The sequence below is a fragment of the Rhizobium lentis genome (assembly GCF_017352135.1).
GTDB classification, from domain to species: domain Bacteria; phylum Pseudomonadota; class Alphaproteobacteria; order Rhizobiales; family Rhizobiaceae; genus Rhizobium; species Rhizobium lentis.
On record NZ_CP071455.1, the window covers coordinates 56401 to 81969 of the forward strand.

Annotated in this window: 25 protein-coding genes; 13 read left to right on the plus strand and 12 right to left on the minus strand. The window is 62.0% G+C overall.

Annotated elements, in window-relative coordinates:
- Positions 1-34: 34 nt before the first annotated feature.
- On the minus strand, positions 35-814 hold the full coding sequence (locus tag J0663_RS22450; RefSeq protein WP_207244998.1) for a class I SAM-dependent methyltransferase: 780 nt from the start codon (positions 812-814) through the stop codon (positions 35-37).
- Between the two features lie 112 nt (positions 815-926).
- On the opposite strand from J0663_RS22450, the gene J0663_RS22455 reads away from it, so the two are divergent.
- Positions 927-1793, plus strand: a complete 867-nt coding sequence (locus J0663_RS22455) for an alpha/beta fold hydrolase (RefSeq protein ID WP_207245000.1) — start codon at positions 927-929, stop codon at positions 1791-1793.
- Positions 1794-1873: 80 nt separating this feature from the next.
- Here J0663_RS22455 and msrA read toward each other — a convergent pair whose 3' ends face one another.
- Positions 1874-2383, minus strand: a complete 510-nt coding sequence (gene msrA, locus J0663_RS22460) for a peptide-methionine (S)-S-oxide reductase MsrA (RefSeq protein WP_207245007.1) — start codon at positions 2381-2383, stop codon at positions 1874-1876.
- Positions 2384-2570: 187 nt separating this feature from the next.
- Here msrA and J0663_RS22465 point away from each other — a divergent pair, with 187 nt between their 5' ends.
- The 4 genes from J0663_RS22465 to J0663_RS22480 are packed head-to-tail and all read left to right on the plus strand — an operon-like array spanning position 2571 to position 6536.
- On the plus strand, positions 2571-3716 hold the full coding sequence (locus J0663_RS22465; protein ID WP_207245009.1) for an extracellular solute-binding protein: 1146 nt from the start codon (positions 2571-2573) through the stop codon (positions 3714-3716).
- A complete protein-coding gene (locus tag J0663_RS22470; RefSeq protein ID WP_207245011.1) occupies positions 3716-4606 on the plus strand; it encodes an ABC transporter permease in 891 nt (296 codons plus the stop codon). The genes J0663_RS22465 and J0663_RS22470 overlap by 1 nt, the downstream gene beginning before the upstream one ends.
- A complete protein-coding gene (locus J0663_RS22475) occupies positions 4603-5430 on the plus strand; it encodes an ABC transporter permease (protein WP_207245012.1) in 828 nt (275 codons plus the stop codon). Before J0663_RS22470 ends, J0663_RS22475 begins: the two co-directional genes overlap by 4 nt.
- 29 nt (positions 5431-5459) lie before the next feature.
- The gene (locus tag J0663_RS22480; protein ID WP_207245013.1) at positions 5460-6536 is read left to right on the plus strand and encodes an ABC transporter ATP-binding protein; all 1077 of its coding nucleotides are present in this window, start codon (positions 5460-5462) and stop codon (positions 6534-6536) included.
- Between the two features lie 4 nt (positions 6537-6540).
- On the opposite strand, the gene J0663_RS22485 is transcribed toward J0663_RS22480, so the two are convergent.
- The 7 genes from J0663_RS22485 to J0663_RS22515 all read right to left on the minus strand — a co-directional run bounded on the left by J0663_RS22485 (position 6541) and on the right by J0663_RS22515 (position 13888).
- Positions 6541-7374, minus strand: a complete 834-nt coding sequence (locus J0663_RS22485) for an inositol monophosphatase family protein (RefSeq protein WP_207245015.1) — start codon at positions 7372-7374, stop codon at positions 6541-6543.
- Between the two features lie 100 nt (positions 7375-7474).
- A complete protein-coding gene (locus tag J0663_RS22490; RefSeq protein ID WP_207245017.1) occupies positions 7475-8545 on the minus strand; it encodes an ABC transporter ATP-binding protein in 1071 nt (356 codons plus the stop codon).
- Entirely contained in the window at positions 8542-9369 is an 828-nt protein-coding gene (locus tag J0663_RS22495; protein WP_207245018.1) for a carbohydrate ABC transporter permease, read from the minus strand. The genes J0663_RS22490 and J0663_RS22495 overlap by 4 nt, the downstream gene beginning before the upstream one ends.
- On the minus strand, positions 9366-10268 hold the full coding sequence (locus J0663_RS22500; protein ID WP_207245020.1) for a carbohydrate ABC transporter permease: 903 nt from the start codon (positions 10266-10268) through the stop codon (positions 9366-9368). The genes J0663_RS22495 and J0663_RS22500 overlap by 4 nt, the downstream gene beginning before the upstream one ends.
- 375 nt (positions 10269-10643) lie before the next feature.
- Positions 10644-11876, minus strand: a complete 1233-nt coding sequence (locus tag J0663_RS22505; RefSeq protein ID WP_207245021.1) for an ABC transporter substrate-binding protein — start codon at positions 11874-11876, stop codon at positions 10644-10646.
- Positions 11877-11939: 63 nt separating this feature from the next.
- Positions 11940-12842 (minus strand): sugar phosphate isomerase/epimerase family protein, encoded by a 903-nt coding sequence (locus J0663_RS22510; protein ID WP_207245023.1) that lies wholly within the window; start codon positions 12840-12842, stop codon positions 11940-11942.
- 11 nt (positions 12843-12853) lie between these two features.
- A complete protein-coding gene (locus J0663_RS22515) occupies positions 12854-13888 on the minus strand; it encodes a Gfo/Idh/MocA family protein (RefSeq protein WP_207245024.1) in 1035 nt (344 codons plus the stop codon).
- Positions 13889-13997: 109 nt separating this feature from the next.
- Here J0663_RS22515 and J0663_RS22520 point away from each other — a divergent pair, with 109 nt between their 5' ends.
- The 4 genes from J0663_RS22520 to J0663_RS31370 all read left to right on the plus strand — a co-directional run bounded on the left by J0663_RS22520 (position 13998) and on the right by J0663_RS31370 (position 15725).
- A complete protein-coding gene (locus tag J0663_RS22520; protein ID WP_207245031.1) occupies positions 13998-15068 on the plus strand; it encodes a LacI family DNA-binding transcriptional regulator in 1071 nt (356 codons plus the stop codon).
- 61 nt (positions 15069-15129) lie between these two features.
- Positions 15130-15378: a type II toxin-antitoxin system Phd/YefM family antitoxin gene (locus J0663_RS22525; protein ID WP_207245032.1), complete on the plus strand. Its 249-nt coding sequence runs from the start codon at positions 15130-15132 to the stop codon at positions 15376-15378.
- A complete protein-coding gene (locus tag J0663_RS31365) occupies positions 15378-15557 on the plus strand; it encodes a PIN domain-containing protein (protein ID WP_246590438.1) in 180 nt (59 codons plus the stop codon). Before J0663_RS22525 ends, J0663_RS31365 begins: the two co-directional genes overlap by 1 nt.
- Positions 15558-15572: 15 nt before the next feature.
- A complete protein-coding gene (locus tag J0663_RS31370) occupies positions 15573-15725 on the plus strand; it encodes a PIN domain-containing protein (protein ID WP_246590439.1) in 153 nt (50 codons plus the stop codon).
- 95 nt (positions 15726-15820) lie between these two features.
- On the opposite strand, the gene J0663_RS22535 is transcribed toward J0663_RS31370, so the two are convergent.
- Complete coding sequence (locus J0663_RS22535; RefSeq protein WP_207245034.1) at positions 15821-17155, minus strand: LLM class flavin-dependent oxidoreductase; 1335 nt, start codon at positions 17153-17155, stop codon at positions 15821-15823.
- 321 nt (positions 17156-17476) lie between these two features.
- Here J0663_RS22535 and J0663_RS22540 point away from each other — a divergent pair, with 321 nt between their 5' ends.
- On the plus strand, positions 17477-18694 hold the full coding sequence (locus J0663_RS22540) for an SfnB family sulfur acquisition oxidoreductase (protein WP_207245037.1): 1218 nt from the start codon (positions 17477-17479) through the stop codon (positions 18692-18694).
- Between the two features lie 265 nt (positions 18695-18959).
- Here the strand turns inward: J0663_RS22540 and J0663_RS22545 are convergent, their stop codons facing one another.
- Together J0663_RS22545 and J0663_RS22550 are read right to left on the minus strand one after the other, a co-directional pair.
- Positions 18960-20168, minus strand: a complete 1209-nt coding sequence (locus tag J0663_RS22545; RefSeq protein WP_207245039.1) for an acyl-CoA dehydrogenase family protein — start codon at positions 20166-20168, stop codon at positions 18960-18962.
- Positions 20169-20247: 79 nt separating this feature from the next.
- On the minus strand, positions 20248-21294 hold the full coding sequence (locus tag J0663_RS22550; protein ID WP_207245040.1) for a substrate-binding domain-containing protein: 1047 nt from the start codon (positions 21292-21294) through the stop codon (positions 20248-20250).
- Between the two features lie 233 nt (positions 21295-21527).
- Here J0663_RS22550 and J0663_RS22555 point away from each other — a divergent pair, with 233 nt between their 5' ends.
- The 3 genes from J0663_RS22555 to J0663_RS22565 are packed head-to-tail and all read left to right on the plus strand — an operon-like array spanning position 21528 to position 25472.
- On the plus strand, positions 21528-23012 hold the full coding sequence (locus J0663_RS22555) for a sugar ABC transporter ATP-binding protein (RefSeq protein ID WP_207245041.1): 1485 nt from the start codon (positions 21528-21530) through the stop codon (positions 23010-23012).
- The gene (locus J0663_RS22560; protein ID WP_207245042.1) at positions 23009-24058 is read left to right on the plus strand and encodes an ABC transporter permease; all 1050 of its coding nucleotides are present in this window, start codon (positions 23009-23011) and stop codon (positions 24056-24058) included. Before J0663_RS22555 ends, J0663_RS22560 begins: the two co-directional genes overlap by 4 nt.
- 16 nt (positions 24059-24074) lie before the next feature.
- A complete protein-coding gene (locus tag J0663_RS22565; RefSeq protein WP_207245043.1) occupies positions 24075-25472 on the plus strand; it encodes an LLM class flavin-dependent oxidoreductase in 1398 nt (465 codons plus the stop codon).
- Positions 25473-25569 lie beyond the last annotated feature (97 nt).

The following is a 25569-nucleotide window of genomic DNA, read 5'->3' on the forward strand; positions in this document are numbered from 1 at the left end:
CGGTTAAGTCCCGCGGCCGTTGCCCGCCTCTCCGCTATCCCTCGGCCCGGCGAGCCGTGATGATCCACGCGCGCGAGTCGAAGAACACGCCCTTGGCGGTCATATGCACTTCGAGCAAGTCGCGTAGCCGCTGCAATGGTTTTTCGCGCGGTTCACCAACATGCGCAAGCGCGTCCTTCACGAGATAGAGGCCGGCGAGCGCACCGAGCGCCGTATCGACATCGGGTCCATAGAAGACCGGCTCCCGCACGTCAATGAAGTCGATCGAAGTAAAGCCTGCTGCGCCCAGAAGGGCGGTTGCAATCGCTTGATCGCCGAGCGAAAACGGATCGGGAGCATCTGCAGAAACCGCAGCCGGCGCCGCCAAGGCTTGCCGGATGGCTTCGGACCACTCGTTGTGCTCGCGGCTTTGCCACACCATCCACACAAGGCGCGCACCGGGACGCATCGCTCGGGCGACATTGGCAAAGGCCGCTGCCGGATCGGCAAAAAACATCACGCCGAACCGGCTGATGCAGAGGTCGAATCCGGCCGCCGGGAATGCGTGCACCTGCGCGTCGCCAAGTTCGAACGTCACATTGCCTAAACCCTCGGCGACGCTCCGTCGCCTTGCGATCTCGAGCAGCTCCGCTGAAGTATCGACGCCGACCGCTTTTCCCTGCGGCGCGACGCGGGCGGCCTCGCGGGTCGTCTGCCCCGCCCCACAGCCAATATCGAGCACCCGGTCAGCCGCGCCGACATCGGCAACATCCCGAAGGTGCCCATTATGGCGCGCCAATTCTGCGTCGTAAAAGTCGGCAAGATCCAATGCCATCCCGCTCATCCTCGTTTTTGGCTCATCTGGATTTCTTGAAAAACAGATTGCATATCGGGATCAGTTATGCAAGATAAAACCGGTTTCAAATAACAATCAGAAGTGCGGTGTCATGGAAGCAGCCAGCTCATCTCCCGTCGCCGATAAAGTCGTTGAACTCAGAGGCGTGCGGCTTCAGACTCAAGCATTCGGCGATCCGGCTAGCCCCCCCGTGCTGCTGATCATGGGCGTGATGTCATCGATGCTGTGGTGGCCGGAAAGGTTCTGTCAGGAACTCGCCGCCCAAGGGCGCCATGTCATCCGCTACGATCAGCGCGACACCGGCCTTTCCACGCATTATCCGCCGGGCAAGCCGGCCTATTCATTCGGCGATCTGTCCGATGATGCGATCGCCATTCTCGAAGCGTATGGCATCGAAGCTGCGCATCTCGTGGGCATGTCGATGGGCGGTTTCGTGGCGCAAGAGGCCGCACTGTGCCATCCCCGGCGAGTGCGGACGCTCACCCTGATCAGCTCGTCGCCGCTCGGGGTCGATGGGCTGCCCTCCTCCACCTCAGCTTATAAGGAGCACTCCGCCGCTGCCGAAAACATCGACTGGTCTGACCTTGAAGCCATCGCCGATTTCATGCGGCGTGACTCGGCCATGCTTGCCGGCACGAAGCATCAGCATGACGCCGAAGCCGCGAGTGCTCTGATCGCGCGTGATACGGATCGCGCACCATCCTTCGTCAGTGCGACGAACCACTTCATGCTGTTAAGCGGGAATGAGGGCGCAACGTTGCATGCATCCCGAATAGATATGCCGGTTCTCGCAATCCACGGCACATCGGATCCGCTATTTCCCATCGAGCACGGAGAGGCCTTCACGCGTGTCGTTCCGAACGCGGAACTGCATCGGATCAGCGGTGGAGGACACGAAATTCACGATCAGGACATCGATGAGATGGTGCGCGTGATCGCAGGTCACACGGCGTCCTGAAGGTCCGCAGTCCGTTCGAGCAGCAACGACGACTTGCACGATGCATGCCGGCATCTAGATGCCGGCATGCATCAATAGCGTCAGGCGATCTTCTGGCGGGCCGGCAGTTTCCAGCCCGGTCGGACGAAGTGGCAGGTATAGCCGTTCGGAATCCGCTCCAAATAGTCCTGGTGTTCGGGCTCGGCCTCCCAGAAATCGCCGGCCGGCACGACCTCGGTGACGACCTTGCCGGGCCAGAGGCCCGATGCGTCGACATCGGCAATCGTATCGCGGGCGATGCGCTCCTGTTCCGGGCTGACGTAGAAGATCGCCGAGCGATAGCTCGTGCCGACGTCATTGCCCTGGCGATTGCGCGTGGTCGGGTCGTGAATCTGGAAGAAGAATTCGAGGATTTCGCGATAGCTGATCCGGGCGGGATCGAAGATGATCTCGATCGCCTCGGCATGTGTTCCGTGGTTGCGGTAGGTGGCATTCGGCACGTCGCCGCCGGTATAGCCGACGCGGGTCGAAATCACGCCATTATAGCGGCGGATGAGGTCCTGCATGCCCCAGAAGCAGCCGCCGGCGAGCACTGCACGTTCTTCGGTCATTTGGTATCTCCTTGTTTCCCGACAGATAGTGTCTCAAGCCGCCAATTTCCATACGGCGGATATCAGCACAGCTGTGCAATTTCCCTTCGAACAGGCCCTGCCTGTCATGTCGATGTTACGCGCCGGCGCTAGCAAGGCCCAGGACAATCCGCGGAGACCGAGCCGCGACACCTGATGGAGATGGGTTATGAACAGGCGTGAATTTCTGATCACTTCGTCGGCTGCGGCCGGTCTTCTGGCTCTTCAGCGCTTCGCATCGGCCGCGGCCGGCACGATCGACCTCTACAGCGGTTCGGACGCCAATATCGTCGACCTCTGGAACAACATCATCCGCCCGGCCTTCGAGAAGGCCCATCCGGGCGTTGCCCTGAAGGTGACCGATGCCGGCGACAATAACGGTCTGCGCGCCATTGCCGATCGTGCGCTTGCAGCATTGAAGACCAAGACCGATCCGCAGGCCGATCTGTTCGAGCAGTTCGATCCACGCCTGCCGTCCGGCGGCATCGATGCCGGTCTCTGGGTCAAGTTCTCTGCCGAGAACATCGAAGGCTACGACCACATCAATCCGCTTGCCCTCGATACCCCCTACTCTCTTCCCTATCGCGGCTCGCAGGTCCTGCTCGCCTACGATACGACCAAGCTCGATCCGAAGGATGCGCCGAAGAGCTGGGAGCAGCTCACCACATGGATCAAGGCCAATCCCGGCCAGTTCATCTACAACAGGCCCGACAAGGGCGGCTCGGGCGGCAACTTCGTCCGCCGCGCGATCCATGAGGCCAACGGCCGCGACCCGAAGAAGTTCAAGATCGACAATTACACTGCCGACTTCGGCACCGAGGCGCTGACGCCGGCCTGGAAGATTCTCACCGATCTCGCCCCCTCCCTCTACGACAAGGGCGCCTACACATCCGGCAACACCCAGTCGATCCAGCTGCTTGCCCAGGGCGTCGTCACCATGGTGCCGGTCTGGTCGGATCAGGTGCTGCAGGCGATCGCGCAGGGTGTGCTGCCGGAGACGACCGGCCTGGTGCAGCTCGGCGATCTCGCGCTTTGCGGCGGCTTCTCCAGCATCACCGTGTTTTCGAACGGCGCCAACAAGGATGCGGCGCTGAAGCTTGCCGCCTTCATGCTGACGACGGAAATGCAGGAAGCGATCATCACTGGGATCGGCGGCTTCCCGGCTGTCTCCTGGGATCATATTTCCGATGATCTCCGCAAGAAATATGCCGACGTGATTCCGTCGACCATCCCGACCTTCCCCGCCGGCGATTGGGAAAGGGCGATCAATGACGGCTGGTACCGCAGCGTCGCGCCCGGCATCAGCCGTACCTGATGTCCACCGACACTGCGCCGGCGGCCCTGCGCCGTCACCGGACCATCCACAGGAGGGGCGCGATCGGCCTCCTCCTCGTTGCCCTGCCGGTATTCCTGCTCGCCTGGCTGATCATCTTTCCGATCTTTTCGGCTGTCGTCGGCACGATCTTCGTACCGGGTGCTGACGGCGCGCGCGAGTTTTCGCTCGCCTCCTACCGCTTCTTCTTCACCGACGGCTACAGCCTCGCCAATCTATGGGTGACGCTCTGGACCACTGCGGTCTGCGGCATCCTGCTCTTGGCGATCGGGCTTCCGATTGCGCTCTACCTCCGTTTCTCGCAGGGGCGCCTTGCCGCCTACGTGCAGGGACTGGCGATCTTCCCGATGTTCGTGCCGTCGATCATCCTCGCCTATGCGCTGATCAGGACGATCGGGCCGAACGGCACCGTCGATCTGCTGCTGAATTCAATCGGCCTGCCCAAGCTGCGCACACCCTATCTGACTCCGTGGGGACCGGTTATCGGTCTTGTCTGGGATAATCTTCCCCTAACTGTGCTGATGCTCACGGCCGGGCTCTCCTCCGTGTCGAACAGCGCGATCGAGGCCGCCCGCGACGTCGGCGCAAGGCCACTGCGGGTCTTTATCTCGATCATCCTGCCGCGTATGGGCAACTCCCTGCTGGTGACCGCGTCCTTCGCCGTTCTCGGGATCTTCTCCGCCTTCACCCTTCCCTATGTGCTCGGTCCGGCATCGCCGGAGATGATGGGGCCATTCATGCAGCGCACCTTCGCCGACATGAACGATCCGCTGAACGCCATGACGCAGGCGGTCATCACTTTCGGTTTCTGCCTGGTCTTCGGCATTCTTTATATCAGGTCGATTGCCCGCAACCCCGAGACCAGACCATGAGCATCGGCAGATCGGGCATCTCCCTCCGCTTCGATTGGATCGGCTTGCTCTTCGCATGCCTGCTGACACTGTTCATCGCTTTGCCGCTTGTTGTCGTCGGAACATGGGCCTTTACCGAGGTCTGGCGTTATCCCTCTGTGATCCCGCAGCAATTCGGCCTGCGCTTCTGGGGCCAGACGCTGGCACGTCCCGATGTCTGGGAGGCTCTCCTGCTCAGCCTGCGCCTGACGACGACCGTGACCATTCTTTCCGCCGTCATCTGCCTTCCCGCGGCTTACGCTTTCGCGCGCATGCGCTTCCCCGGCAGGAACATCCTCTTCCTCTCCTTCCTGGCGTCACATGCCTTTCCGAAATTCGGCCTGCTCGTCGCCATCGCCGGCATCTTTCTGCAGCTCGGCCTGATCAGCACTTTCTGGGGCGTCGTACTTATCCAGCTCGTCGGCACGCTGATGCTGATGATCTGGATTCCGGTCGCGGCCTTTCAGAATGTCGACCGGCGCATGGAAGAGGCGGCGCGCGATGCCGGCGCCACGCCGCTGCGCGTCTTCTGGTCGATTACGCTGCCGCAGGCCGCACCGACGATATCGGCAGCTCTGCTTTTGACGTTCGTCGGCACTTTTTACGAAACCGAAGGCGCCTGGCTGATCGGCGCGCCCGAAATCCGCACCATGCCGGTGCTGATGATCAGCTTCATCAACAATCAGATCGTCGTGCAATACGGCGCCGTGCTCTCCGTCATGCTGTGGGTGCCGTCCTTCATCGCGCTGATGTTCGCGCGCCGCGTGGTCGGCACCGGCGCCTTTGCGAGAGGTTTTGGCGCGTGAGGCGCCGCGCGTCGGGACAAGGAAGGATTATGGCACGTTTGGCGATCGAGGGTGTTTCGAAGCTGTTCGGGACCAGCTATGCCGTTCGCGACTTCTCGCTCGAAGTCGGCGACGGCGAGCTCGTATGCCTGCTAGGCCCGTCCGGTTCCGGCAAGTCGACGCTGCTCAGGATGATCGGCGGTTTCGAGCGCCCGAGCGGCGGAACGATCCGCATCGATGCGAAAGATGTGACGAGCCTGCCGCCCGAGCGGCGCCCGACCGGTATGGTGTTCCAGAGCCATGCGCTCTGGACGCATATGGATGTCTTCAACAACATCGCCTTCGGGCTGAAGCTTCGCCGGCTGCCGAAATCAGCAATCCATGAGCGTGTCGAGAGTGCATTGGCGTTGGTCGGCCTTGCCGATTATGGGCGGCGGATGACGACGCAGCTCTCGGGTGGACAGCAGCAGCGCGTCGCGCTTGCCCGCTCGCTGGTGCTCGAACCGAAGATCCTGCTGCTCGACGAACCCTTCGCCAGCCTCGATCAACACTTGCGCGAAAGATTGCGGGAGGAAGTGCGCGATATCCAGCAGCGCCTCGGCATCACCACGCTTTTCGTCACCCACGGCCAGGACGAGGCCCTGGCGCTTGCCGACCGCATCGTCGTCATGCGCGACGGGCGTACTGAACAGATTGCGCCGCCGAGTACCATCTACCGGCAGCCGCAGACAGCCTTCGTCGCCGGCTTCATCGGCTCGATGAATTTCGTCCAGAGCCACACGAGAAACGGTGTCTGCGGGCACCCTCTCTTCCCGCTCGCCATTCCCATCGAGGATGGGCCGGTGACGCTTGCCGGCCGCCCCGAAGCGCTGGTGATCCGTCCTTCTGATCAGGCGGATGCGGCGACTGCCCACCGCATCGTCGATTTCGGCACCCATAAGATGGTCGATATTGATCTCGTAGACGGCACACGCCTGAAGGCGATGGTGGCGCCGGACGATCGAATCCGGGCCGGAATGAAGGTCGAGCCGAGCTTCGCGAGCTTCTTCGCCTTCCGCGACAGCGCGCTCGTGCATCAGTCGATGCCGGCAAAGAGCGACGCGGAGGCTGAGCTCCTGTCGGTATAGGCGATTACGCCTTGTTCGAGAAACCTTCCCTGAGCCAGGGATAGAGCGCCTTGCTGGCCGCAAGGATATCGCCGCGCCCGTCGACATCAGCACCGGAAAAACGCGTGACGATGCCGCCCGCCTCTTCGACCATCAGCGCCGAGGCGCCGAAATCATGGATCGAGAGCCCGTCCTCGAAGAAACCGTCCAGCCGGCCGCAGGCGACATAGGCGATCGACAGTGCGGCCGAGCCGAGGCGGCGCACGCCCGCCGTATTGGCCATCAGGCGCTTGATGGCGTCGAAATAGGTCTCTTCCGAAACCGCCTTGACCTGGCCAGGGATCGGCAGTCCGGCGCCAACAAGCACGTTTTCGATGTCGCTGACATCAGCGCAACGGATATGCTCGCCGTTGAGATAGGCGCCACCGCCGATCTCGGCGCTGAACAGCTCGTCCTGCATGGCGTCGTAGACGACGCCGGCGACGAGCCTGCCGCCTTCGGCAATCGAGATCGTGATGCCGAAATGCGGGACGCCCCATGCATAGTTGGTCGTGCCGTCGATCGGATCGATATAGATGACCGGGGTTTCCGGCCCGGCCGTACGGTTGCCGACGGCCTCCTCACCCTGGATGGCATAATCAGGGAAGGCCTTGATCATCTCCTCGACGATGATCCGCTCGACGGCGACATCGATCTCGGTCTGATAGTCGCGCGGCGCCTTCGCAAGCATTTCCTGAGAGGTTCTGCGCCGCAGCGAGGCGCGGGCCGTGTCGCCGGCCTTCAATACCGTTTCGGCAAGCACGACAAGACGGGATGAGGCGTTCGGAGAAAGACGCGCTGATATCGGGGAGGATGTCATGTGAAAATCCGGGTGCTGCATGGGGTGGATCGTGCGGAGCCACTCCTTTCGCAGAGCCCGATGATGGTTTTATGAAGCCGCCGCACTTGTCCGATGCGAGCTATATCAGGCGCTCGGTCGATGCGTCAAAGAGATGCACCTGCGCCGGATCGACCGAAAGCCCGATCATCTCACCCGGCCTGACCTTATCGCGCCTCGTCTCGACGATCGTCAGCTCCGGCTGGGTCGCCGCGACGATGAAAGTCGAGGAACCTGTCGATTCGACGAAGGCGATCGGCACATCGAAGCTGCCCTGCCCGGGCGCGACCACCTCGATGTGTTCCGGCCGAATACCCGCGACGAGCTGACGACCCGGCTCGACGGCGCGAGCCAGTGCAAGCTTCGGCTTCACCGCGCCGAAATCCAACACCAGGCTCTTTCCGTCCTCCCCCGCGATCGCGGGAATGAAATTCATCGCCGGCGAGCCGATGAAGCCGGCGACGAAGCGGTTTGCCGGCCGGTCGTAAAGGTCCAGCGGTGCGCCCTGTTGCTCGATAATACCGTCGCGCATCACCACCACGTGGTCGGCCATCGTCATCGCCTCGACCTGGTCGTGCGTGACGTAGACGAAGGTTGCGTTCAGCCGGTCGTGCAGCGCCCGGATTTCCTTGCGCATGTGGACGCGGAGCGCTGCGTCGAGATTGGAGAGCGGCTCGTCGAACAGGAAGGCTTTGGGATGGCGGATGATGGCGCGGCTCATGGCGACGCGCTGGCGCTGGCCGCCGGACAGTTCGCGCGGGTAACGCTTCAGAAGATGCGAAAGCCCCGTCGTCGCCGCCACGTCCTCGGCCGCCTTTTTGGCCTCCGCCTTGGCGATGCCGCGGATGCGCAGGCTGTAGGTCAGGTTCTCCTCGACCGTCATATGCGGATAGAGCGCATAGGACTGGAAGACCATGGCGACGTCGCGCTTGCGCGGCGGCACGCCGTTCATCAGTTCGCCGGCGATCCGGAGATCGCCTGTGGAAATGCTTTCGAGCCCGGCAAGCGAGCGCAGCAGCGTCGACTTGCCGCAACCCGAGGGGCCGACGAGCGCAACGAAGGTGCCTTTGGCGATCGAAAGGTCGATGTTCTTCAGGGCATGGAAGGCGCCGTAATATTTATTGACGCCTCTGAGCTCGATCTGCGTGGTCATTTCAGGGCTCCAGAGGTGAGGCCGGACACGATGCGGCGCTGCAAGAGAACGAAGATGGCGAGGATTGGCGTCACATACATCGTGGCGTAGGCCATGATGTTGTTCCACTCGTTGGTGTTCGGCCCCATGAAGGAGTTGAGGCCGACGCTGGCCGGCTGAAGATCGACCGCCTGGATCATCGACTTCGAGTAGACGAATTCGCCGAAGGCCTGCATGAAGATCAGGATGGCGCTGACGAGGATGCCGTTGCGGGCAAGCGGCAGCACGATGTTGGAGAAAGCGCCAATGCGCGAATTGCCGTCGACGAGGGCCGCCTCCTCCAGTTCCTGCGGAACGCTCATGAAAGTGGCGCGCACCAGGACGACGAAGAAGGGCATGTGTTTTGCTGCGATCGCGATGATGACGGCAAGGCGCGGATAGGAGAGCATGCCGATCTGCGAGAAGCCGACGAAGATCGGCGTGATCATCAGCGAGGCCGGCAGAACCTGCAGCATCAGGATCAGGAACAGGCCGATATCCACCCAGACGTTGCGATATCTCGCGAGCACATAGGCACAGCCGATGCCGAGCAGCGTGATCAGCGCCACGGAACCGAGCGCGATGACCAGCGAATTCCATAGATAGCGGCCCATGTCTCGGCTTTCCCAGACATAGGCGTAGGTTCCCCATTGGGGTGCTGCCGGCCAGAAGCTCGGCGGCGTGGCGAACATCTCGGAGCCGCTTTTCAGCGCCGTGATGTACATCCAGTAGAGCGGAAAAAGATAGATCGCCGCCATGACGATCGATATTGCCAGCATCAGCCGGTCACGGTTCGTCGTGCTCATCCGCGCACCTCGTGGCGCGTGGAGCGGACATAGACGACGGACGCGAACATGACGAAAACGATCATGATGACGGAGATCGTCGCGCCCTTGGCGAAGTCGTATTGACGGAAGGAGAGATCCCAGGCCCAATATTGGGTGACGTTCGACGAATTGTTCGGTCCCCCCGACGTGATCGCGGCGAAGAGATCGAATTGCTGCAGCGTGAAGATGAGTCCGAGCGCGACGATGGCGCCGATCGTCGAGCGCATCATCGGCAGCGTGATCGTCCAGAAGCGCTGCCAGACATTGGCGCCGTCGAGTTCGGCCGCTTCGTAGAGATCGGCCGGGATTCCGGCAAGACCGACCGAGAGCAGGATCATATTGAACGAGGCGCCGAGCCAGATATTGGCAATGATCACCGCATAAAGTGAATAATGCGGATCCGAACGCCAGAAAATGTTGCCGGAGATGATGCCGCTCTCCTTCAAGATAAAATTCAGGACGCCGAAGTCGCCGGAGAGGATCCAGTTCCAGATGGCGCCGGCAACGAGGCCGGGCATTATCCAGGAGACGAGGAACAGCCCGCGCATCCACGAGGCGCCGGGAAAATTGACCCAGAAGAACAGCGCCAGGCCGAAACCGATCAGGAACTGGCCGGCGATCGAGCCGGTGACGAAGATGAGGGTGTTGTAGAGGATCGGCAGCGTTTCCGGCTGCGCGAAGAGGTCAGTATAGTTCTTGAAGCCGACGAAGGGCCGCGAGAAGGTGCCGAGGCTGAACATGTCGACCTCCTGGAAGCTCATCACCACATTGTAGATAAGCGGCAGCCCCGCCATCAGGAACAGAAAGCCAAGGGGAAAAGCGACCAGCACGATATCGAAACCGCGGCCGTCCCTGACGCTCGTCAGGATCCTCTTCATGGGTCCTCCGATGTCCCGAACGGGGCCGTCAGGCGCGTGACGCGGAAGACGGCCCCTGCCGGGAGGAAATGGTTGAGTTTTCCCTTCTCCCCAGAGGGGAGAAGGTGGCCCGAAGGGTCGGATGAGGGGGCGGCGAGCTCGACGCTGACTGTTCTTCACTTGCGTTCAGAACGTTCGTCGCTTGCGCTCCTCACCTCCCTCATCTGCCTGTTGGGTATCCGTACCTGGGTCGAGCCGCGTGTCTCGCCCGTCCTTTCGGACCCCGTTGGGAGAAGAGGGAGCAAGCGGCGATCCCGGCCCTGCGCTTTGGCTCCGGGCGTTCGTCGCTGCAATCGATCCACTGGATCGATTGCTTCGGCTGCGCCGAACCGCTCCTCACCCAAGCACAGCTTTGATCTTATCCGCGGCTTGATCGAGCGCGTCCTTCGGGCTCATCTGGCCGGTCAGCGCTGCCTGGATAGCATCCTGAATCGCCTTGGAGATCTTCGGCCATTGCGGATGCGGGCCGCGGGGCTTCGCGTATTTGAGCTGTTCGAGGAAGACCTTGAGGGCGGCATCCTTCAGCGGCTGGCCGCTCTCGGGGATCGAGATGTCGGAACGGGCCGGAAGCTGGCCGAAGTTCTTGAACATTTTGTCGTCCTGCGAGGCGAAATATTCGAGCGCCTTGAAAGCTTCGGCCGGATGTTTGCTGCTGGCGAAGATCGCCCAGTTGAAATCGCCCATGGCCGAGGAGCGTTCAGCTCCTTCCTTCGGAACCGGAAGCAGGGTGACGCCCCAGTCGAATTTCGCTTCCTGCACCATGCGGTCGAGTTCCCACGGACCCGAGATCGCCATCGCCGCATTGCCCGAATTGAAGGTACCGGTCGAATCCCACTGGCCGCGCGTCAGACTATCGGGAGAGGCGAGCTTCTCATCGATGATCGTCTTCCAGATCTCGAGCGCCTTTACCGCGCCGTCGGCATTGATGTGCTCGTAGCTGCCGCCGCCCATCTGCGCCCAGGGAAGGAACTGGAAGGTGCCTTCCTCGTTCGCCTTGGCCGAGAAGGCGAGACCGTAGATGTTCTTGGCGGGGTCGGTCAGCTTGCGGGCATCCTCGACCAACTCATCCCAGGTCTGCGGCGGCTTGTTCGGATCGAGGCCCTTCGCCTTGAACATGTCCTTGTTGTAGTAGAGAGCTATCGTGTTGGTCGCCTTCGGCACGCCGTAATATTTGCCGTCCCATTCGACCGATTTCAGCGGGCCCGGGAAATAGTTATCCGGCTTGATGACGGTCGACTTGGAGATCATGTCGGTGAGATCGAGGAAGGCGCCGCGCGACGAGAAGAGCGCGTGCTCGGGATTGTCAACGGCGATGATGTCGGGCGCTTGGCCGGTCGCGTAGGCGCGCATGGCTTCAGTAACGACGTCGTCGAACTGGATCAGCCGGTATTCGATGGTGATGCCGTTGTGTTGGTCATTGAATTCCTTGACCAAGGTCGGCGCAGGCTGGGTGTCCTTGTCAAGCGACCAGAGCGTCAGCTTGACGTCTTCCGCCTTGGCGGACAGACCGAAGAGCGAGACGCTTGCGAGCGCCAGAGCGCCAAGAATTGCATATTTGCGGATAGCCATGGTTCTCCTCCTTTGTGGTTATCCCCGTGGGCCGGCAATTCCTCTTTGCCGGCCACGATGTCATCAGACCGGATCGACGACGAATTCGCCGCCCCGGGCATGCTTGAGGTGGTTCAACGCATAGACCTGGCCGGTCATTTCGAGTTCGTCGCGGTAGACCGGGTCGTGCCAGCCTTCGATGTCGATCGATCCGCACCAGCCGGCAAGGCGCAACTCGGAAATGATGTCGGTCCAGTTGCTGTCGCCGAAGCCCGGCGTGCGCATGAAAACAAACTTCTCCTTGCCGAAGATCCCGTGTTCCTTGATGACCTCCCAGCGGATGGTCGCGTCCTTGCCGTGGACGTGGAAGATCTTGTGCGCCCATTTGCGGATCTGCGGCATCGGGTCGATCAGATAGACCATCTGATGGCAGGGTTCCCACTCCAGCCCGATATGGTCATCCGGCGTTTCGTTGAAGATCAGTTCCCAGGCATCGGGATTGTGGGCGATGTTCCAGTCGCCGCTCGCCCAGTTGCCGTCCATGGCGCAATTTTCGAAAGCGATCCTGATGCCCTTGTCGGCGGCGCGCCTGGCGAGCTCGCTCCAGATCTCTCTGTAGCGCGGCAGACTGTCGGTCAGCGGTTTGCCGCGAATGCGGCCGGTGAAGCCGGCGACGCAGGAGGCGCCGAAGTGATGGGCGTTGTCGATGCAGTCCTTCCAGCCCTGCAACGTCTCCAGGTCAATTGCGTCCTCTTCCAGCGGGTTGCCGAACATGCCGAGCGTCGAAATGGTGATGTCGCGGTCGCCGATCGCGTCAAGGCAGCGCTTGCCGAGTTCGGCGAGATTCTGGCCCTTGGTCGTCTGCCAGAAAAAGGGTTCGAAACTTTCGAAGCCGAGGTCAGCGATCTGGCCGATGCGTGCGGCGGCATCACCCTTGTTGCCGCTGACCATCGTGCCGATGCGAATGGATTTTGCAGGATTGCTCACGTCACTTCATCCTATGCTGAAATTTCGATGCGCCGGCCGGTCTTGGCGCTTTCGATCGCGCTGAAGACCATGGCGAGGCTTCTGATATTGTCGGAATTGACGGTCTCCGGCTGTTTGCCGGTGCCGATCGCCGCGATGAAATCGGCGATGACACTGGCGTGGCCGTGAGTCTCCTCATCATGTTCCGGACCGGGAACGTTTACGGAAACAAAGCCGTGCAGAAGGCCAGGCTCTTCGCCGGCGACGGCTGCCTTGAAATTCTCGTCGCCGTCCCAGGTCAGCATTCCTTTCGAGCCGACGAGACGCCATTGGCTTTCCCAACTGGTGCGCTCGCCTTCCGCGCACCAGGAGCCGCGATAGGTGAAGACGATATCGTCGGAAAATTCGAAGATGGCGTTTGCCGAGGCGCCGTGCCTGTACCAGGAGCCCTTCGGATTGCGCTCGACGCAATAGACGGCGAGCGGCTTCTTATCCGCGACATAGCGGGCCGCATCGAAGGTATGGATCGCCATGTCGAGCAGCAGCACATTGTCCATCTCCTCGCGGAAGCCGCCGAAATGTGGCGCGATGAAGAAGTCGCAGTGAATGGCGGTGAGCTCGCCGATCGCACCGCTGTCGACGAAACGGCGCAGGCGCCTGACCCCCGAGATGAAGCGTCGGTTCTGGATGACGGCGTGGATACGGCCGGTCTCTGCCGCGAGATCGATCAGCGCAGCGCCTTCGGCAAGCGAGGCCGCCATCGGCTTTTCACTGAGCACGTGGCAGCCGGCCTTGAGTGCGGTCGAAACAACATCATACCGGGCGGACGGAATGACGATGTCGAAGACGAGATCAGCCTTCGTGACAGCAATGACGTCGGACAGGTCCGAGCCGATGACTGCGCCTTCCAGACCGAACTCGGCGGCGAGCGTTTCCGCCGTCTCCCGGTTCAGGTCCACGAGGCCGACAATGGCGATGGACTCGGCGAGTTGGGGGTTGGAAGCGATGGCGCGCAACCAACCTTTGGACATAGCTCCGCACCCGCACAGAATGGCACTGAATTTCACGATTTCCTCCGAGGGAACGGCGCCAACTCTCTTGGTGACACGCATCCCGTAAACGTTTACGACTGTAGGCGAAAACATTTTACGCTGTCAATAGAGGCGAAATGCGAAAATGCGGAGCAAAGGAAAAGCGTCGGCAACGAGAGGCATCCGCCAACTTGCTGAACACCTTGATATCTCGATTGGCACGGTCTCCCGTGCCCTGAACGGCAAACCCGACGTGAACGAGGAAACCCGCCGGCGCGTGCTGGCGGCGGCCGAAGAGCTCGGCTACGTCGCCAATCAATCGGGGCGAAGCCTTCGACAAGGAGAGACGAAGGTCATCGGCTTCATGATTGAATCCAGCCAGGAAGTGGTCGAAAATGCCGACAACTTTTTCCTTGGGGTCACCAGCGGGCTGCAGCATTGCTTTGCCCGCCATAAGCTCGACCTCCTGATGCTCCCCTGCCCGGCCGATGAGGACCCGTGCGAATATCTGAAGCGCATGGTGGCGCGACGTATCGTCGATGCGATGATCATCTCCAACACGCAGCGTATCGATCGGCGCATCGATCTTCTCTTGCGCGCAAAGATTCCCTTCCTCGCTGTCGGCCGCAGCCTTTCAGCCGGCAATTTCCCCTGGGTCGATCTGGATTTCGAGGGGGTCGCCGAACGCGCTGTCGAACGGCTGGTCGCGCGCGGCCATCGCCGGATCGCGATCACTGCGCCATCGACCGAGGCCAACCTCGGCTACGTCTTTGTCGACAGCTACCGCCGTGCGCTCGAACGGCACGGCATCCGCTTCGATCCCTTGCTGGTCATTCGCGTCAAGTCGAGCGAACAAGGCGGGTACCGCGCAGCACAGGAACTGCTGCAGTTTGAAGACCGCCCGACCGCAGTCATCCTGATATACGAGATCATGGCGATCGGCCTCTACCGGCGGCTGACGGAATCGGGGATCCTCCCCGGTCGCGACCTCGCGGTCATAGGCTTCCGCGACGCTCCGCGCGCACGCTTCCTGCAGCCCTCGCTCAGCTGCTTCCGCATGTCGCTCCACGATCTCGGCATCGCGATCGGCCAGACGCTTCTCTCTAACATGCCGGCCTATCGCGCGTTCTATCCGGATGGCGGCCGCAACATCATCTGGCCGCTGGAACTGGTATCCGGCGAAAGCGACGCGTTTGAGATCGGAGCCCTGACCTGAGCGTCTGTAAAGTAGACATGAGGTAGTATATTTTCTCGTAAATGTAGCATGGAACTTTCCGATGAGAATGTCCTTCATGACCAGCGCCGGCTTCAACCAGAATCCAAGCAAGGCGAAGAAGGAGGCAAGCGAGCGGCCGCTTGTGATCACCGATCACGGCCAGGCAGCCTATGTGCTTGTCAGCTACGCCGCATTCCAGGCGACTTGGAAAGCGCCGAAGACGCTCTTTTCGGCATTGCGCGATCCTCGGGCGGATGAACGAGAATTCGAGCCCGAGCGGATCGGCTTCGACAGGACTCTCGAGTTCTGATGGTGTTCCTCCTCGATACGAATATCGTCTCCGCAGCGCGCGGGGTCGAACGGCAGGCGCGGGAATTCCAAGACTTCATGAGGAGTTTTCCGTCACTGAGGCCTATCTCGGCGGTCACGATCATGGAAATCCAGTTCGGCATTCAGCGCGAGCGCACAAGGGACCCTGGCTTCGCCTAGAATCTCCACCGCTGGATGGACGAGATCGTGCTGGCGGAATTCGCCGGGCGCATCCTGCCGTTCGACACGGCGACGGCAAGCCGGGCCGGCCTGCTGCCGACCGCGGATAAGCGTCTCTCCGCCGATGCGATGATCGCAGCCACGGCGCCGGAGCACGGACTGACGTGACGCGCAATGTCGCGCATTTCAACCCGCTCGGTGTCGAATGCATCGATCCCTGGCGCTTTGCCGGCGCGCCGAGCTGAGCGCTCGCGAGCTGTTCTTCATGCCCCTGCGGCGAAAAACCGGTTCCCCGGCCGCGGCAGGCCGAGATGCTCGCGCAGCGTCGTGCCTTCGTATTCGCTGCGGAACAGGCCGCGGCGCTGAAGCTCGGGAATCAGCCTGTCGGTGACATCAAGCAAACCTTGCGGAAGATAGGGGAAGACGACGTTGAAGCCATCCGAGCCTTCCTCATCCAGCCAGCGCTCCATCTCGTCGGCGATGCTTGCCGGCGTGCCGACGAAGGCGAGGCCGGCATAGCCGCCGTAGCGCTGCGCCAGCTGGCGCACGGTCAGCTTCTCCTCTGCAGCCAATTTCAGCACCTGTGCGCGGCCGGTCTTGCTGGCATTGGTGTCGGGAATATCGGCCGGCAGCGGCGCGTCTGGATCGAAGGCGGAAGCGTCGTGACCGAGGGCAATCGAAAGCGAGGCGATGGCGCTGTCGTAATGCACCAGGCTGTCGAGGGTGGCGCGTTTGCCGCGCGCCTCCTCGATGCTGTCGCCGACGATGACGAAGGCGGCAGGCAGGATCTTCAGATGGTCGCGGTTGCGGCCGATGGCTTCCATACGGCCCTTGATATCGGCATAGAGCGCCTTGCCGGCGGCAAGATCACGCGGCGAACAGAAGACCATCTCGGCGGTCTCGGCAGCAAGCTGGCGGCCGGGATCGGACTGTCCGGCCTGAACGATGACAGGCCAGCCCTGTGGTGGGCGGGCGATATTGAGTGGCCCGCGCACGCTCAGTTCTTCACCCTTGTGACCGAGCACATGCATTTTATCCGGATCGAAGAACAGGCCGCTCTCCCGGTCGCGGATAAAGGCATCGTCGGCGAAGCTGTCCCAGAGCCCGGTCACGACATCATAGAACTCGCGCGCACGATGATAACGCTCGCCATGCTCCACGTGCTCATCCAGGCCGAAATTGAGTGCGGCATCGGGATTTGAAGTCGTAACGATGTTCCAGCCGGCGCGGCCGCTGCTGATGTGGTCGAGCGAGGCGAAACGCCGGGCGATGTGATAGGGCTCGTCGAAGGTGGTGGAGGCGGTGGCGACGAGGCCAATACGTTCCGTCACCGCTGCCAGCGCCGACAGCAGCGTGAAGGGCTCGAACGAAGTGACGGTATGGCTGCGCCTCAGCGCCTCAACGGGCATGTTGAGCACGGCCAGGTGATCGGCCATGAAGAAGGCGTCGAATTTCGCCCGCTCCAGCGCCTGGGCGAAGAACTTCAGATGCGCGAAATTGAAGTTGGCATCGGGGTAGGAACCGGGATAACGCCATGCGCCGGTGTGCAGGCTGACGGGACGCATGAAGGCGCCGAGGCGCAACTGCCGTGGGGTCATGATGTTCCTCATGGAGCGGGCAAGGCGGCCGCCTGCTCCGCATTGGGCTCATTGTGCAACCGTTGCGGCGAGGCAGCGGAATTCTGGTTACGTAGGTAGTCGCCGAAATCGAATCGAGACCGCAAGCAAGAATTCCGGGCTGGAATTTTAACGCTTGCGGGGCCGCCTCGCCGCGACAGTGTTGAACGCAAACCCTAATCGCGGCGGTTGGGGGGCCGATAAGCAAACACTTTTCATTTTCGACGGCTTCTATAGAATTTGTGCTCTTATCTCGACGCTTGATTTCTTTCACCGATGGGCTCGTCAGAATTGGAGACATCGATGAACACCGTGCTGAGATCAACAGATCAGATCCGACCCTTGGCCGCCCGCATCGGCAGCGACGAGGAAGCGATCGCCACCGCCCGCAGACTGGCGGCGCAATTTGCCGCGCGCGCCGCCGAGCGCGATGCCGACCGGATCCTGCCGTTTGCCGAACTCGATCTTCTCGCGCAATCCGGCCTTCTGGCGATCACCGTGCCCGCGCAATATGGCGGGCTCGACGTCTCCAATGCCGTGCTTGCCGAGATCACCGCGATCCTGTCGGAGGCGGACGGTTCGATCGGCCAGATCCCGCAGAACCATTTCTATATTCTGGAGGCGCTAAGGACCGACGGCAGCGAGGAGCAGCAGCGTTATTTCTTCGGCCGCGTCCTGGCGGGCGACCGCTTCGGCAATGCGCTTTCCGAGCGCGGCACCAAGACGGTCGGCCACTACCACACGCGCATTACCCACGACGGCCCGGGCTACCGGATCAACGGCCGGAAATTCTATTCCACCGGCGTGCTCTTCGCCGACTGGATCACCATCTTCGCGCTCGATCCGGAAGACCGGCTGACCATGGCTTTCGTGCCGAAGGGCACTGAAGGTGTCGAGATCGTCGACGACTGGGATGGCTTCGGCCAGCGCACCACCGGCAGCGGCACGACGATCCTCGACAATGTTTATGTGAGCGCCGATTCCGTGGTTTTTCATCACAAGGGTTTCGAGCGGCCGACGACGATCGGCTCTGTCGGCCAGATCATCCATGCCGGCATCGATCTCGGGATCGCGCGGGCGGCTTTTGCCGAAACGCTTGATTTCGTCAGGAAAAAATCGCGCCCCTGGATGGATAGCGGCCTCGATCGTGCCTCGGATGATCCGCTGACAATCGCCAAGGTCGGCCAGATCGCCATCCGGCTCGAAGCGGCAACCGCTCTGGTAGAGCGTGCCGGTAACAAGGTGGATGCCGCTCAGGTCGAAACGACGGAGGAAAAGGTGATCGAGGCCACGCTTGCGGTTGCCGCCGCCAAGGTACTGACAACAGAGGTGGCGATCGAGGCTTCGAATACGCTTTTCGAACTTGCTGGAACCTCGTCGGTACAAACAAGCCTCAATCTCGACCGCCACTGGCGCAACGCCCGTACTCATACACTGCACGATCCCGTGCGCTGGAAATACCACGTTGTCGGCAACTACCATCTGAACGGCGTCATGCCGCCGAAAAACGGCGCGCTCTGAAATTCCCGCCTATTCAGCCGAAAACCCCACCGCTGGCGGTGGGGGCAGGCTGCTGACAACCACTGCGAAACCCCGCGACGGCATCCTCGGCCTTGTGCCGAGGATCTGCGTACGTCTAATTAAGATACTGAAAAGAAACGGTTTCCTGCCAGGAAAATGCCGTCGTTAGATGCTCGGCACAAGGCCGAGTATGACGGAGGAGAGGTTATCGACACACTGACCCATCGCGGGCGGTGGGTTTTGCTTTCGGTGACGAGCGTCCGCCTCAGCTGTAGAGGCTGACCTCCGGTATCCTGTCGTTCAGCACGAATTCGCCGACTTCCCGCGCCTTGTAGAAGACCGGGTCGTGCAGAGTATGGGTGCGGACATTGCGCCAGAAGCGGTCGAAGCGGTATTTGTCCGCCGTCGAGCGCGCGCCCGTCAGCTCGAAGACGCGCGAGGTGATGTCGAGCGAGACATGAGTGGCATGGACCTTGGCGGCATAGGCTTCTGCCGCCGCCTCGCCGCGCTCACGCGCCGTCACTTGGCGCCCACGCGCAAGACCTGCCTGCACGGCGAATGCGGCGCTGTCGGCAAGGGCTGCCGAAGCCTTCAATTCCGCGGTGAATTCCCCGACACGCTCGAGGATATAGGGGTCGTCGGCCGCCCGCTCGACGCCTGAGGTGATCCACGGCCGGGTGATGGTTCTGACGTAATCGACGGCGGCCTGCAGCGCGCCTTCGGCGGTGCCGAGATAGAAGTTGACGAAGACCAGCTGGATGAACGGCGTATTGAAGGTCGACAATACGGGCGGCGCTACGTCGGGCGGAGCCGGTGCGCCGACGAAGTCCTCTTCATAGACGGGGAAGTCGCGAAATTCGACGCTGCCGCTGTCGGACAGGCGCTGGCCGATATTGTCCCAATCGTCATTGGCGACGTAGCCCGGCCGGTTGGTCGGCACGGCGAAGCTGGTGATCTTATCGTCGAGCGCGGCATTGGCATTGATATAGTCGGAGACCCGCGCTGCCGTGGAAAAGGACTTGCGCCCATTCAGCACATAGCCGTTTCCGCGGCGGGTGAGCACCAGCCCGGGATCGCGCGGATTGACCGCCGCGCCCCAATAGAGGTTCTTCGCCACCGTTTCGCTGCCGAGCGCATGGGCGCGCGCGGGGTCGAGTGCCCAATAGATGTACTGGCTGTTGACATAGTGGTAGCCGAGCAGCTGGCCGATCGAGCTTTCGCCGCGCGCGAGGATGCGCACCAGTTTCAGTCCGTCGACCCAGTCGAGGCCGCCGCCACCGATCTCCGTTGGATGCAGCGCATTGAGGAGGCCGGCATTCTTCAACTTAACGATTTCGGCGAGCGGCGGGCGGCCTTCTCGGTCGAGGTCCGCGGCACGCCTGGAAAGATCAGCCGAGATCTCCTCCGCACGGGCAAAAAGGTCTTCTCGCGTCGGGTTGCGGCTCACTGCGAAAACGACATTGGACTGGCTCATGGACGAAACTCCAAATCTCCAAAAAGATGATCCGGCGGGAGTTTGACGCTTCCGCCGGAAGGGATCGAGGATGACCGCCTCAGGAGAGCTTGTCCGGGATCCAGCTCGCGGTTGCCGCATCGCTTGTGCTGAAGGCCGGGATCTTTGCCGCCAGGTCCTCGATCGTCTTGACGCCGGCGGCGCGCAGGCTCTCCTGCGTCAGAAGCGTCGGCTTGACGGTGATCTGATGGGGAACGGTCTGGCCGGCGATTTCGAGGGCGGCGGCGCGGATGGAGACGGCGCCGACGACAGCCGGATTGGTCGCGACAGTCGCGACCCAGGGGCTGCCCTCCTCGGTGATCTCCTGGATGTCGGCCGTCGAAACGTCGGCCGAGTAGATCTTGATTTTGCTTGAAATGCCTAGGTCGTTGGCGGCGAGCTTCACGCCGCGGGCGAATTCGTCATAGGGCGCGAAGACCACGGTGATGTCGGGATTGGCGGTGAGCGCGGCCTTCGCCTGATCGGCGGTCGAGGTGGCGGTCGTGTCGCTGACATTGCCGAAGCGGGCCTTTTCCACAACGCCCTTATTCTCCGACTTGAACTTGTCCCAGACCTCGTTGCGGCGATCGAGCGGCGCAAAGCCCGCAACGTAGACGTAGCCCGCTTTGAAGTCTTTGCCGTTGTCCTTCACCACCTGTTCGAGCGCAAGCGAAGCAAGCTCGTGGTCGCTCTGCTCGACCTGCGGGATCTTCAGGTTGTTGAGGTTGACGTCGAAGGCCACAACCTTGATGCCCTTGTCGAGCGCCTGCTGCACGACGTCGCCAAGCGACTCCGGCAGGCCGTGGTCGATGACGATACCGGAGACGCCGAGATTGATCGCCTGCAGGATCTGTTCGCGCTGCTCGGCGGCATCCTGCCGGCCAGGGAAAACGCGCAGGTCGATATCCAGCGCCTTTGCCTGGGCCTCAGCACCGGCCTGATAGGCCTGGAAGAAATCGCCGGCGGAGATGTAGCTGATCAGCGCCACCTTGACGCCGCCCTTGTCGAAGGGGGCCGGAGCACCGGGCAGGCCATCGGCGTTTGCGTCTTGAATGAAAATGAACGGAATGACGGCAGCGGAGAGTGCGAGCCGTGCGAGGGATTTCATCGTCGCGTTCCTTCTAACAATCGGAGGCGTCGTCTGACAGGTTTCGACCCTCGCGACGCGTCGATTTATTAGATATATTATCTATGTTTTTAGTAGATTAAATGATCCGAATTTGCTGGCTGCGGGAGATTCTTTGTTTCCCTGGTGCAGTTCACCAGGGAAATGCGTGCCTGGAATTCGACCGTCCGAACAAGGCACACTTCAGGTTCGAATGCAGTCCCGGACTTTTGCCGATGCCGCTCCTTCACGTTGACAATACGACTCGCAGCTTCGGGTCGACGCAGGCGCTTGCCGGCGCTCATCTTTCGATTGAGCGCGGCGAGATCGTGGCGCTGATGGGCGCGAACGGCGCGGGCAAGTCGACGCTGGTGAAGATCCTTTCCGGCGTACTTCCGGCCGATGGCGGCACGATCCATCTCGATGGCCATCTCTTTTCGCCGCGCAGCCCGGCCGAAGCGGCAAAAGCCGGTGTCGTGACCGTGCACCAATCGACGGATCTGGTCGGCGCGGCGGGGCTGAGCGTTGCAGACGCCCTGCTTCTCAACCGCTTCGCCGATCGCAGCACACCTTTCTTCGTGTCGCGCGCCGGCATCCGTCGCGCCGCGCAGGCGATGCTCGATGCCGCCGGCTTCAGCCTGCCGCTCGATCGTGATTTCGGCGAGCTTACCAGCGCTGACCGTCAGCTGGTGGCAATTGCCCGGGCGCTCGCCAATCGCGCGGATCTTCTCATTCTCGATGAGCCGACGGCGAGCCTTTCCGGAGCGGAAAGCCGACGGCTCTTCGATATTCTGCTTCGTTTGCGCAAACGCGGCTTGGCGATCCTCTACATCTCGCACCGCACGGCCGATCTGGAAGCCGTCGCCGATCGTGCGCTCGTCATGCGTGGCGGTCGCGTCGTCGGCACCTTCTCGCGGCCGATCGATTTTTCGAGTGCCATCGAGACGATGATCGGCCGCAAGCTGGAAGCGGCGCGGCCGGATGCGCGGTCCGCGGCCGGGCCTGCGATTTTCGAGATGCGCGATATCAGCCTCCTCCCGGCAAGCGCGTCCTTCGATCTGTCGCTGCACGAAGGCGAGGTCGTGGCGGTGACGGGCGTGCTCGGCGCCGGCAAGAGCCGGCTGCTCCAGGCGATCTTCGGCGTGACGGCGCTTAGCCGTGGTGCGATGTTTCTGGACGGCCGGCCGTATCAGCCGAAAAATCCGGCCGACGCAATTGCGGCCGGTGTCGCCATGGCGGCCGAAGACCGCCACCGCTCTTCGCTGATGCCGGCGGCATGGCCTGGCCACTCGCTGTCGGCGACGATCAGCCTGCCGCATCTTGCCAAATGGTATCCGCGTGGTTTCCTTGTCGGCAGTCGCGAACGGCGCGAGGCCGAGCAGGCCATCGCCCGCCTCGGCATCAAGGCCGCAGGCCCGTTCGCCTCTGTCTGGTCGCTTTCAGGCGGCAACCAGCAGAAGGCGGTGATTGCCCGCTGGGAGGCTGAGCCGAGCCGACTCTTGCTGCTCGACGAACCCTTTCAGGGCGTCGACGTCGGCGCCCGGCGCGACATCATCCGGACCATCCGCAGCCGCACCGACCTGGCGACGCTGATCGCGACCTCGGATCCGGAGGAGGCCTATGAGGTGGCCGACCGCATCCTCGTTATCGACCACCACGTGTTGAGACCCGCAATCGGCGGGGCCGCCGGTCATCCCGAAATCCAAGGAATATCCGCATGACGACGATCGACGAAGAGACGCTGCCGCAGACCGGCACCCTGCCGCGCGCCGGCCGCAACCGCCTTGCCGCTTTCGGCGCGTTCCTGCGGTCGGGCGCGGTGTTCATCCTGCTTGCGCTCCTCGTCGTCGGTTTTACCATCGCCGAGCCCGCCTTCATCAATATCGCCAATCTGATGAGCATCCTGCAGGCGGTCTCCGTCGTCGCCATCCTCGGCGCTGGCGTCACCGTCACCCTTGCCGTCGGTGGTTTCGATCTGTCGATCGGCGCGGTCGCCGCCTCGAGCGTGATGGCGGCGAGTTATGCGATGATCGTCTGGGGCTTCGACGCCTATGCGACGGTGCCGCTGGTGCTCGCCTTCGGCGCCATGGTCGGCCTGGTCAATGCCTTCCTGATCGTGCGCTTGAAGGTGCCGGATCTTCTGGCGACGCTGGCGATGATGTTCTTACTTTCCGGCCTGCAACTGATCCCGACCGCCGGCCGCTCGATTTCATCAGGCCTCACCCTGCCGGACGGCTCAAAGGCGACCGGCGCTTATGACCCGGCCTTCCTGTTGATCGGCCGCTACAGCATCTTCGGCACCCTGCCGGTTTCCGTGGTGTTGATGGCGGCGGTTGCCGTCCTTCTCTTCATCCTTACCGAACGCACCCGCGTCGGGCGGCTGCTGTTTGCGACCGGCGGCAACGAGGTCGCAACCCGGCTTGCGGGCGCTTCGACGGTCCGGCTGAAGACGCTCGCTTACGTCATTTCGGGCACGCTGGCATCGCTCGGCGGCATCGTCATTGCCGCCCGCGTCGGGCGCGGCGATATCTCCTCCGGCGGCTCTCTGCTGATGGATTCGGTTGCCGCTGCATTGATCGGTTTCGCCGTCTTCAACCTCAGGCGTCCAAACGTGCTCGGCACCATTGCCGGCGCCGTCTTCGTCGGCGTGCTCTTGAACGGCCTCACCATGCTGAACGCCCCCTACTACACGCAGGACTTCGTCAAGGGCGCCGTGCTCGTCGGAGCCCTGGCGCTGACCTACGGCCTCGGCCGCAGCAATCCCTAATCCAAGGAAAAAAGACATGACCCGCCAGATCAGGCTCAACGCCTTCGACATGAACTGCGTCGGACACCAGTCGCCGGGGCTCTGGCGCCATCCGCGCGACAAGTCCTGGACCTACAAGGATCTCGACTATTGGGTGCATCTGGCAAAGACGCTGGAGCGCGGCAAGTTCGACGGGCTATTCATCGCCGATGTGCTCGGCGTCTACGATGTGCTGAACGGCAATGTTGATGCGGCATTGCGCCATTCCGCGCAGGTGCCGGTCAACGATCCGCTGCAGCTCATCCCGACCATGTCTTATGAGACCGAGCATCTCGGCTTCGGCCTGACCGCGTCGCTCTCCTTCGAGCATCCCTACACTTTCGCCCGCCGCATCTCGACGCTCGACCACCTGACCAAGGGCCGTGTCGGCTGGAACATCGTCACCTCCTACCTCAACAGCGGTGCGCTCAATATCGGTCAGCCGGCGCAGACGAAGCACGACGACCGCTACGATCTTGCCGAGGAATATCTGGAGGTCTGCTACAAGCTCTGGGAGGGAAGCTGGGAGGATGGCGCCGTCGTCCGCGACCGGGAAACCGGCATCTTCACCCATCCCGACAAAGTTCACTCCATCGGCCATTCCGGCAGGCATTTCAACGTGCCCGGCATTCACCTGAGTGAGCCCTCCCCGCAACGCACGCCGGTGCTCTATCAGGCCGGCGCCTCCAGCCGCGGCAAGGATTTCGCCGGCGCCCATGCCGAATGCATCTTTGTTGCGTCGCCCTCGAAGGCCGTACTGAAGCGTTATGTCGCCAATGTCCGCGAGGCGGCCGAGCGTGTCGGCCGCAATCCGCGCGAAATCCTCGCCTTCAACCTGCAGACCGTGATCCTCGGCGAGACGGATGCGGAGGCGCAACGGAAGTTCAACGACTACCGCAAATATGCCTCCTTCGAAGGCGCGCTGACGCTGATCTCGGGCTGGACCGGCATCGATTTCGGCCAGTTCGGACCGGATGAGGTGCTGCGGCATCGTCATACCAATGCCGTGCAATCGGCCGTCGAGACCTTCACGACAATCGATCCGACGAAGGAATGGACGGTGCGCGAAATGGCCGATTGGGTCGGCGTCGGCGGTTTCGGTCCTGTCTTCGTCGGCTCGCCGCAGACGGTCGCCGATCTGATGCAGGAATGGATCGAGGATACCGATGTCGATGGCTTCAACCTCGCCTATGCCGTAACGCCCGAGAGCTTCGAGGATGCCGTCGATCTGCTGGTGCCGGAACTGCAGAAGCGCGGCGTCTACAAGACCGAATATGCCAAAGGAACGCTGCGTGAGAAGCTTGGGGGAGCGGGCCCTCGGCTTGTCGCGCCGCATCCGGGTGTCGCCTATCGCAATCTCTTCGGCGAGCCCGCGCGTATCGCCGCCCGCGGCTGAGCGAATAATGGCTGGGTGACAAAAAATATCTCGCCCAGCCCGGTCATTCGAATTTAATCTCTATGACAGTCGGTACTTCGCCCTGAATATGGGCGCT

What these genes read in the sequence shown, in the direction of transcription:
- J0663_RS22450 (WP_207244998.1), bottom strand. Translation starts at nt 814, where the DNA reads ATGGCATTGGATCTTGCCGACTTTTACGACGCAGAATTGGCGCGCCAT.
- J0663_RS22455 (WP_207245000.1), top strand. Translation starts at nt 927, where the DNA reads ATGGAAGCAGCCAGCTCATCTCCCGTCGCCGATAAAGTCGTTGAACTC.
- msrA (WP_207245007.1), bottom strand. Translation starts at nt 2,383, where the DNA reads ATGACCGAAGAACGTGCAGTGCTCGCCGGCGGCTGCTTCTGGGGCATG.
- J0663_RS22465 (WP_207245009.1), top strand. Translation starts at nt 2,571, where the DNA reads ATGAACAGGCGTGAATTTCTGATCACTTCGTCGGCTGCGGCCGGTCTT.
- J0663_RS22470 (WP_207245011.1), top strand. Translation starts at nt 3,716, where the DNA reads ATGTCCACCGACACTGCGCCGGCGGCCCTGCGCCGTCACCGGACCATC.
- J0663_RS22475 (WP_207245012.1), top strand. Translation starts at nt 4,603, where the DNA reads ATGAGCATCGGCAGATCGGGCATCTCCCTCCGCTTCGATTGGATCGGC.
- J0663_RS22480 (WP_207245013.1), top strand. Translation starts at nt 5,460, where the DNA reads ATGGCACGTTTGGCGATCGAGGGTGTTTCGAAGCTGTTCGGGACCAGC.
- J0663_RS22485 (WP_207245015.1), bottom strand. Translation starts at nt 7,374, where the DNA reads ATGACATCCTCCCCGATATCAGCGCGTCTTTCTCCGAACGCCTCATCC.
- J0663_RS22490 (WP_207245017.1), bottom strand. Translation starts at nt 8,545, where the DNA reads ATGACCACGCAGATCGAGCTCAGAGGCGTCAATAAATATTACGGCGCC.
- J0663_RS22495 (WP_207245018.1), bottom strand. Translation starts at nt 9,369, where the DNA reads ATGAGCACGACGAACCGTGACCGGCTGATGCTGGCAATATCGATCGTC.
- J0663_RS22500 (WP_207245020.1), bottom strand. Translation starts at nt 10,268, where the DNA reads ATGAAGAGGATCCTGACGAGCGTCAGGGACGGCCGCGGTTTCGATATC.
- J0663_RS22505 (WP_207245021.1), bottom strand. Translation starts at nt 11,876, where the DNA reads ATGGCTATCCGCAAATATGCAATTCTTGGCGCTCTGGCGCTCGCAAGC.
- J0663_RS22520 (WP_207245031.1), top strand. Translation starts at nt 13,998, where the DNA reads ATGCGGAGCAAAGGAAAAGCGTCGGCAACGAGAGGCATCCGCCAACTT.
- J0663_RS22525 (WP_207245032.1), top strand. Translation starts at nt 15,130, where the DNA reads ATGAGAATGTCCTTCATGACCAGCGCCGGCTTCAACCAGAATCCAAGC.
- J0663_RS31365 (WP_246590438.1), top strand. Translation starts at nt 15,378, where the DNA reads ATGGTGTTCCTCCTCGATACGAATATCGTCTCCGCAGCGCGCGGGGTC.
- J0663_RS31370 (WP_246590439.1), top strand. Translation starts at nt 15,573, where the DNA reads ATGGACGAGATCGTGCTGGCGGAATTCGCCGGGCGCATCCTGCCGTTC.
- J0663_RS22535 (WP_207245034.1), bottom strand. Translation starts at nt 17,155, where the DNA reads ATGACCCCACGGCAGTTGCGCCTCGGCGCCTTCATGCGTCCCGTCAGC.
- J0663_RS22540 (WP_207245037.1), top strand. Translation starts at nt 17,477, where the DNA reads ATGAACACCGTGCTGAGATCAACAGATCAGATCCGACCCTTGGCCGCC.
- J0663_RS22545 (WP_207245039.1), bottom strand. Translation starts at nt 20,168, where the DNA reads ATGAGCCAGTCCAATGTCGTTTTCGCAGTGAGCCGCAACCCGACGCGA.
- J0663_RS22550 (WP_207245040.1), bottom strand. Translation starts at nt 21,294, where the DNA reads ATGAAATCCCTCGCACGGCTCGCACTCTCCGCTGCCGTCATTCCGTTC.
- J0663_RS22555 (WP_207245041.1), top strand. Translation starts at nt 21,528, where the DNA reads ATGCCGCTCCTTCACGTTGACAATACGACTCGCAGCTTCGGGTCGACG.
- J0663_RS22560 (WP_207245042.1), top strand. Translation starts at nt 23,009, where the DNA reads ATGACGACGATCGACGAAGAGACGCTGCCGCAGACCGGCACCCTGCCG.
- J0663_RS22565 (WP_207245043.1), top strand. Translation starts at nt 24,075, where the DNA reads ATGACCCGCCAGATCAGGCTCAACGCCTTCGACATGAACTGCGTCGGA.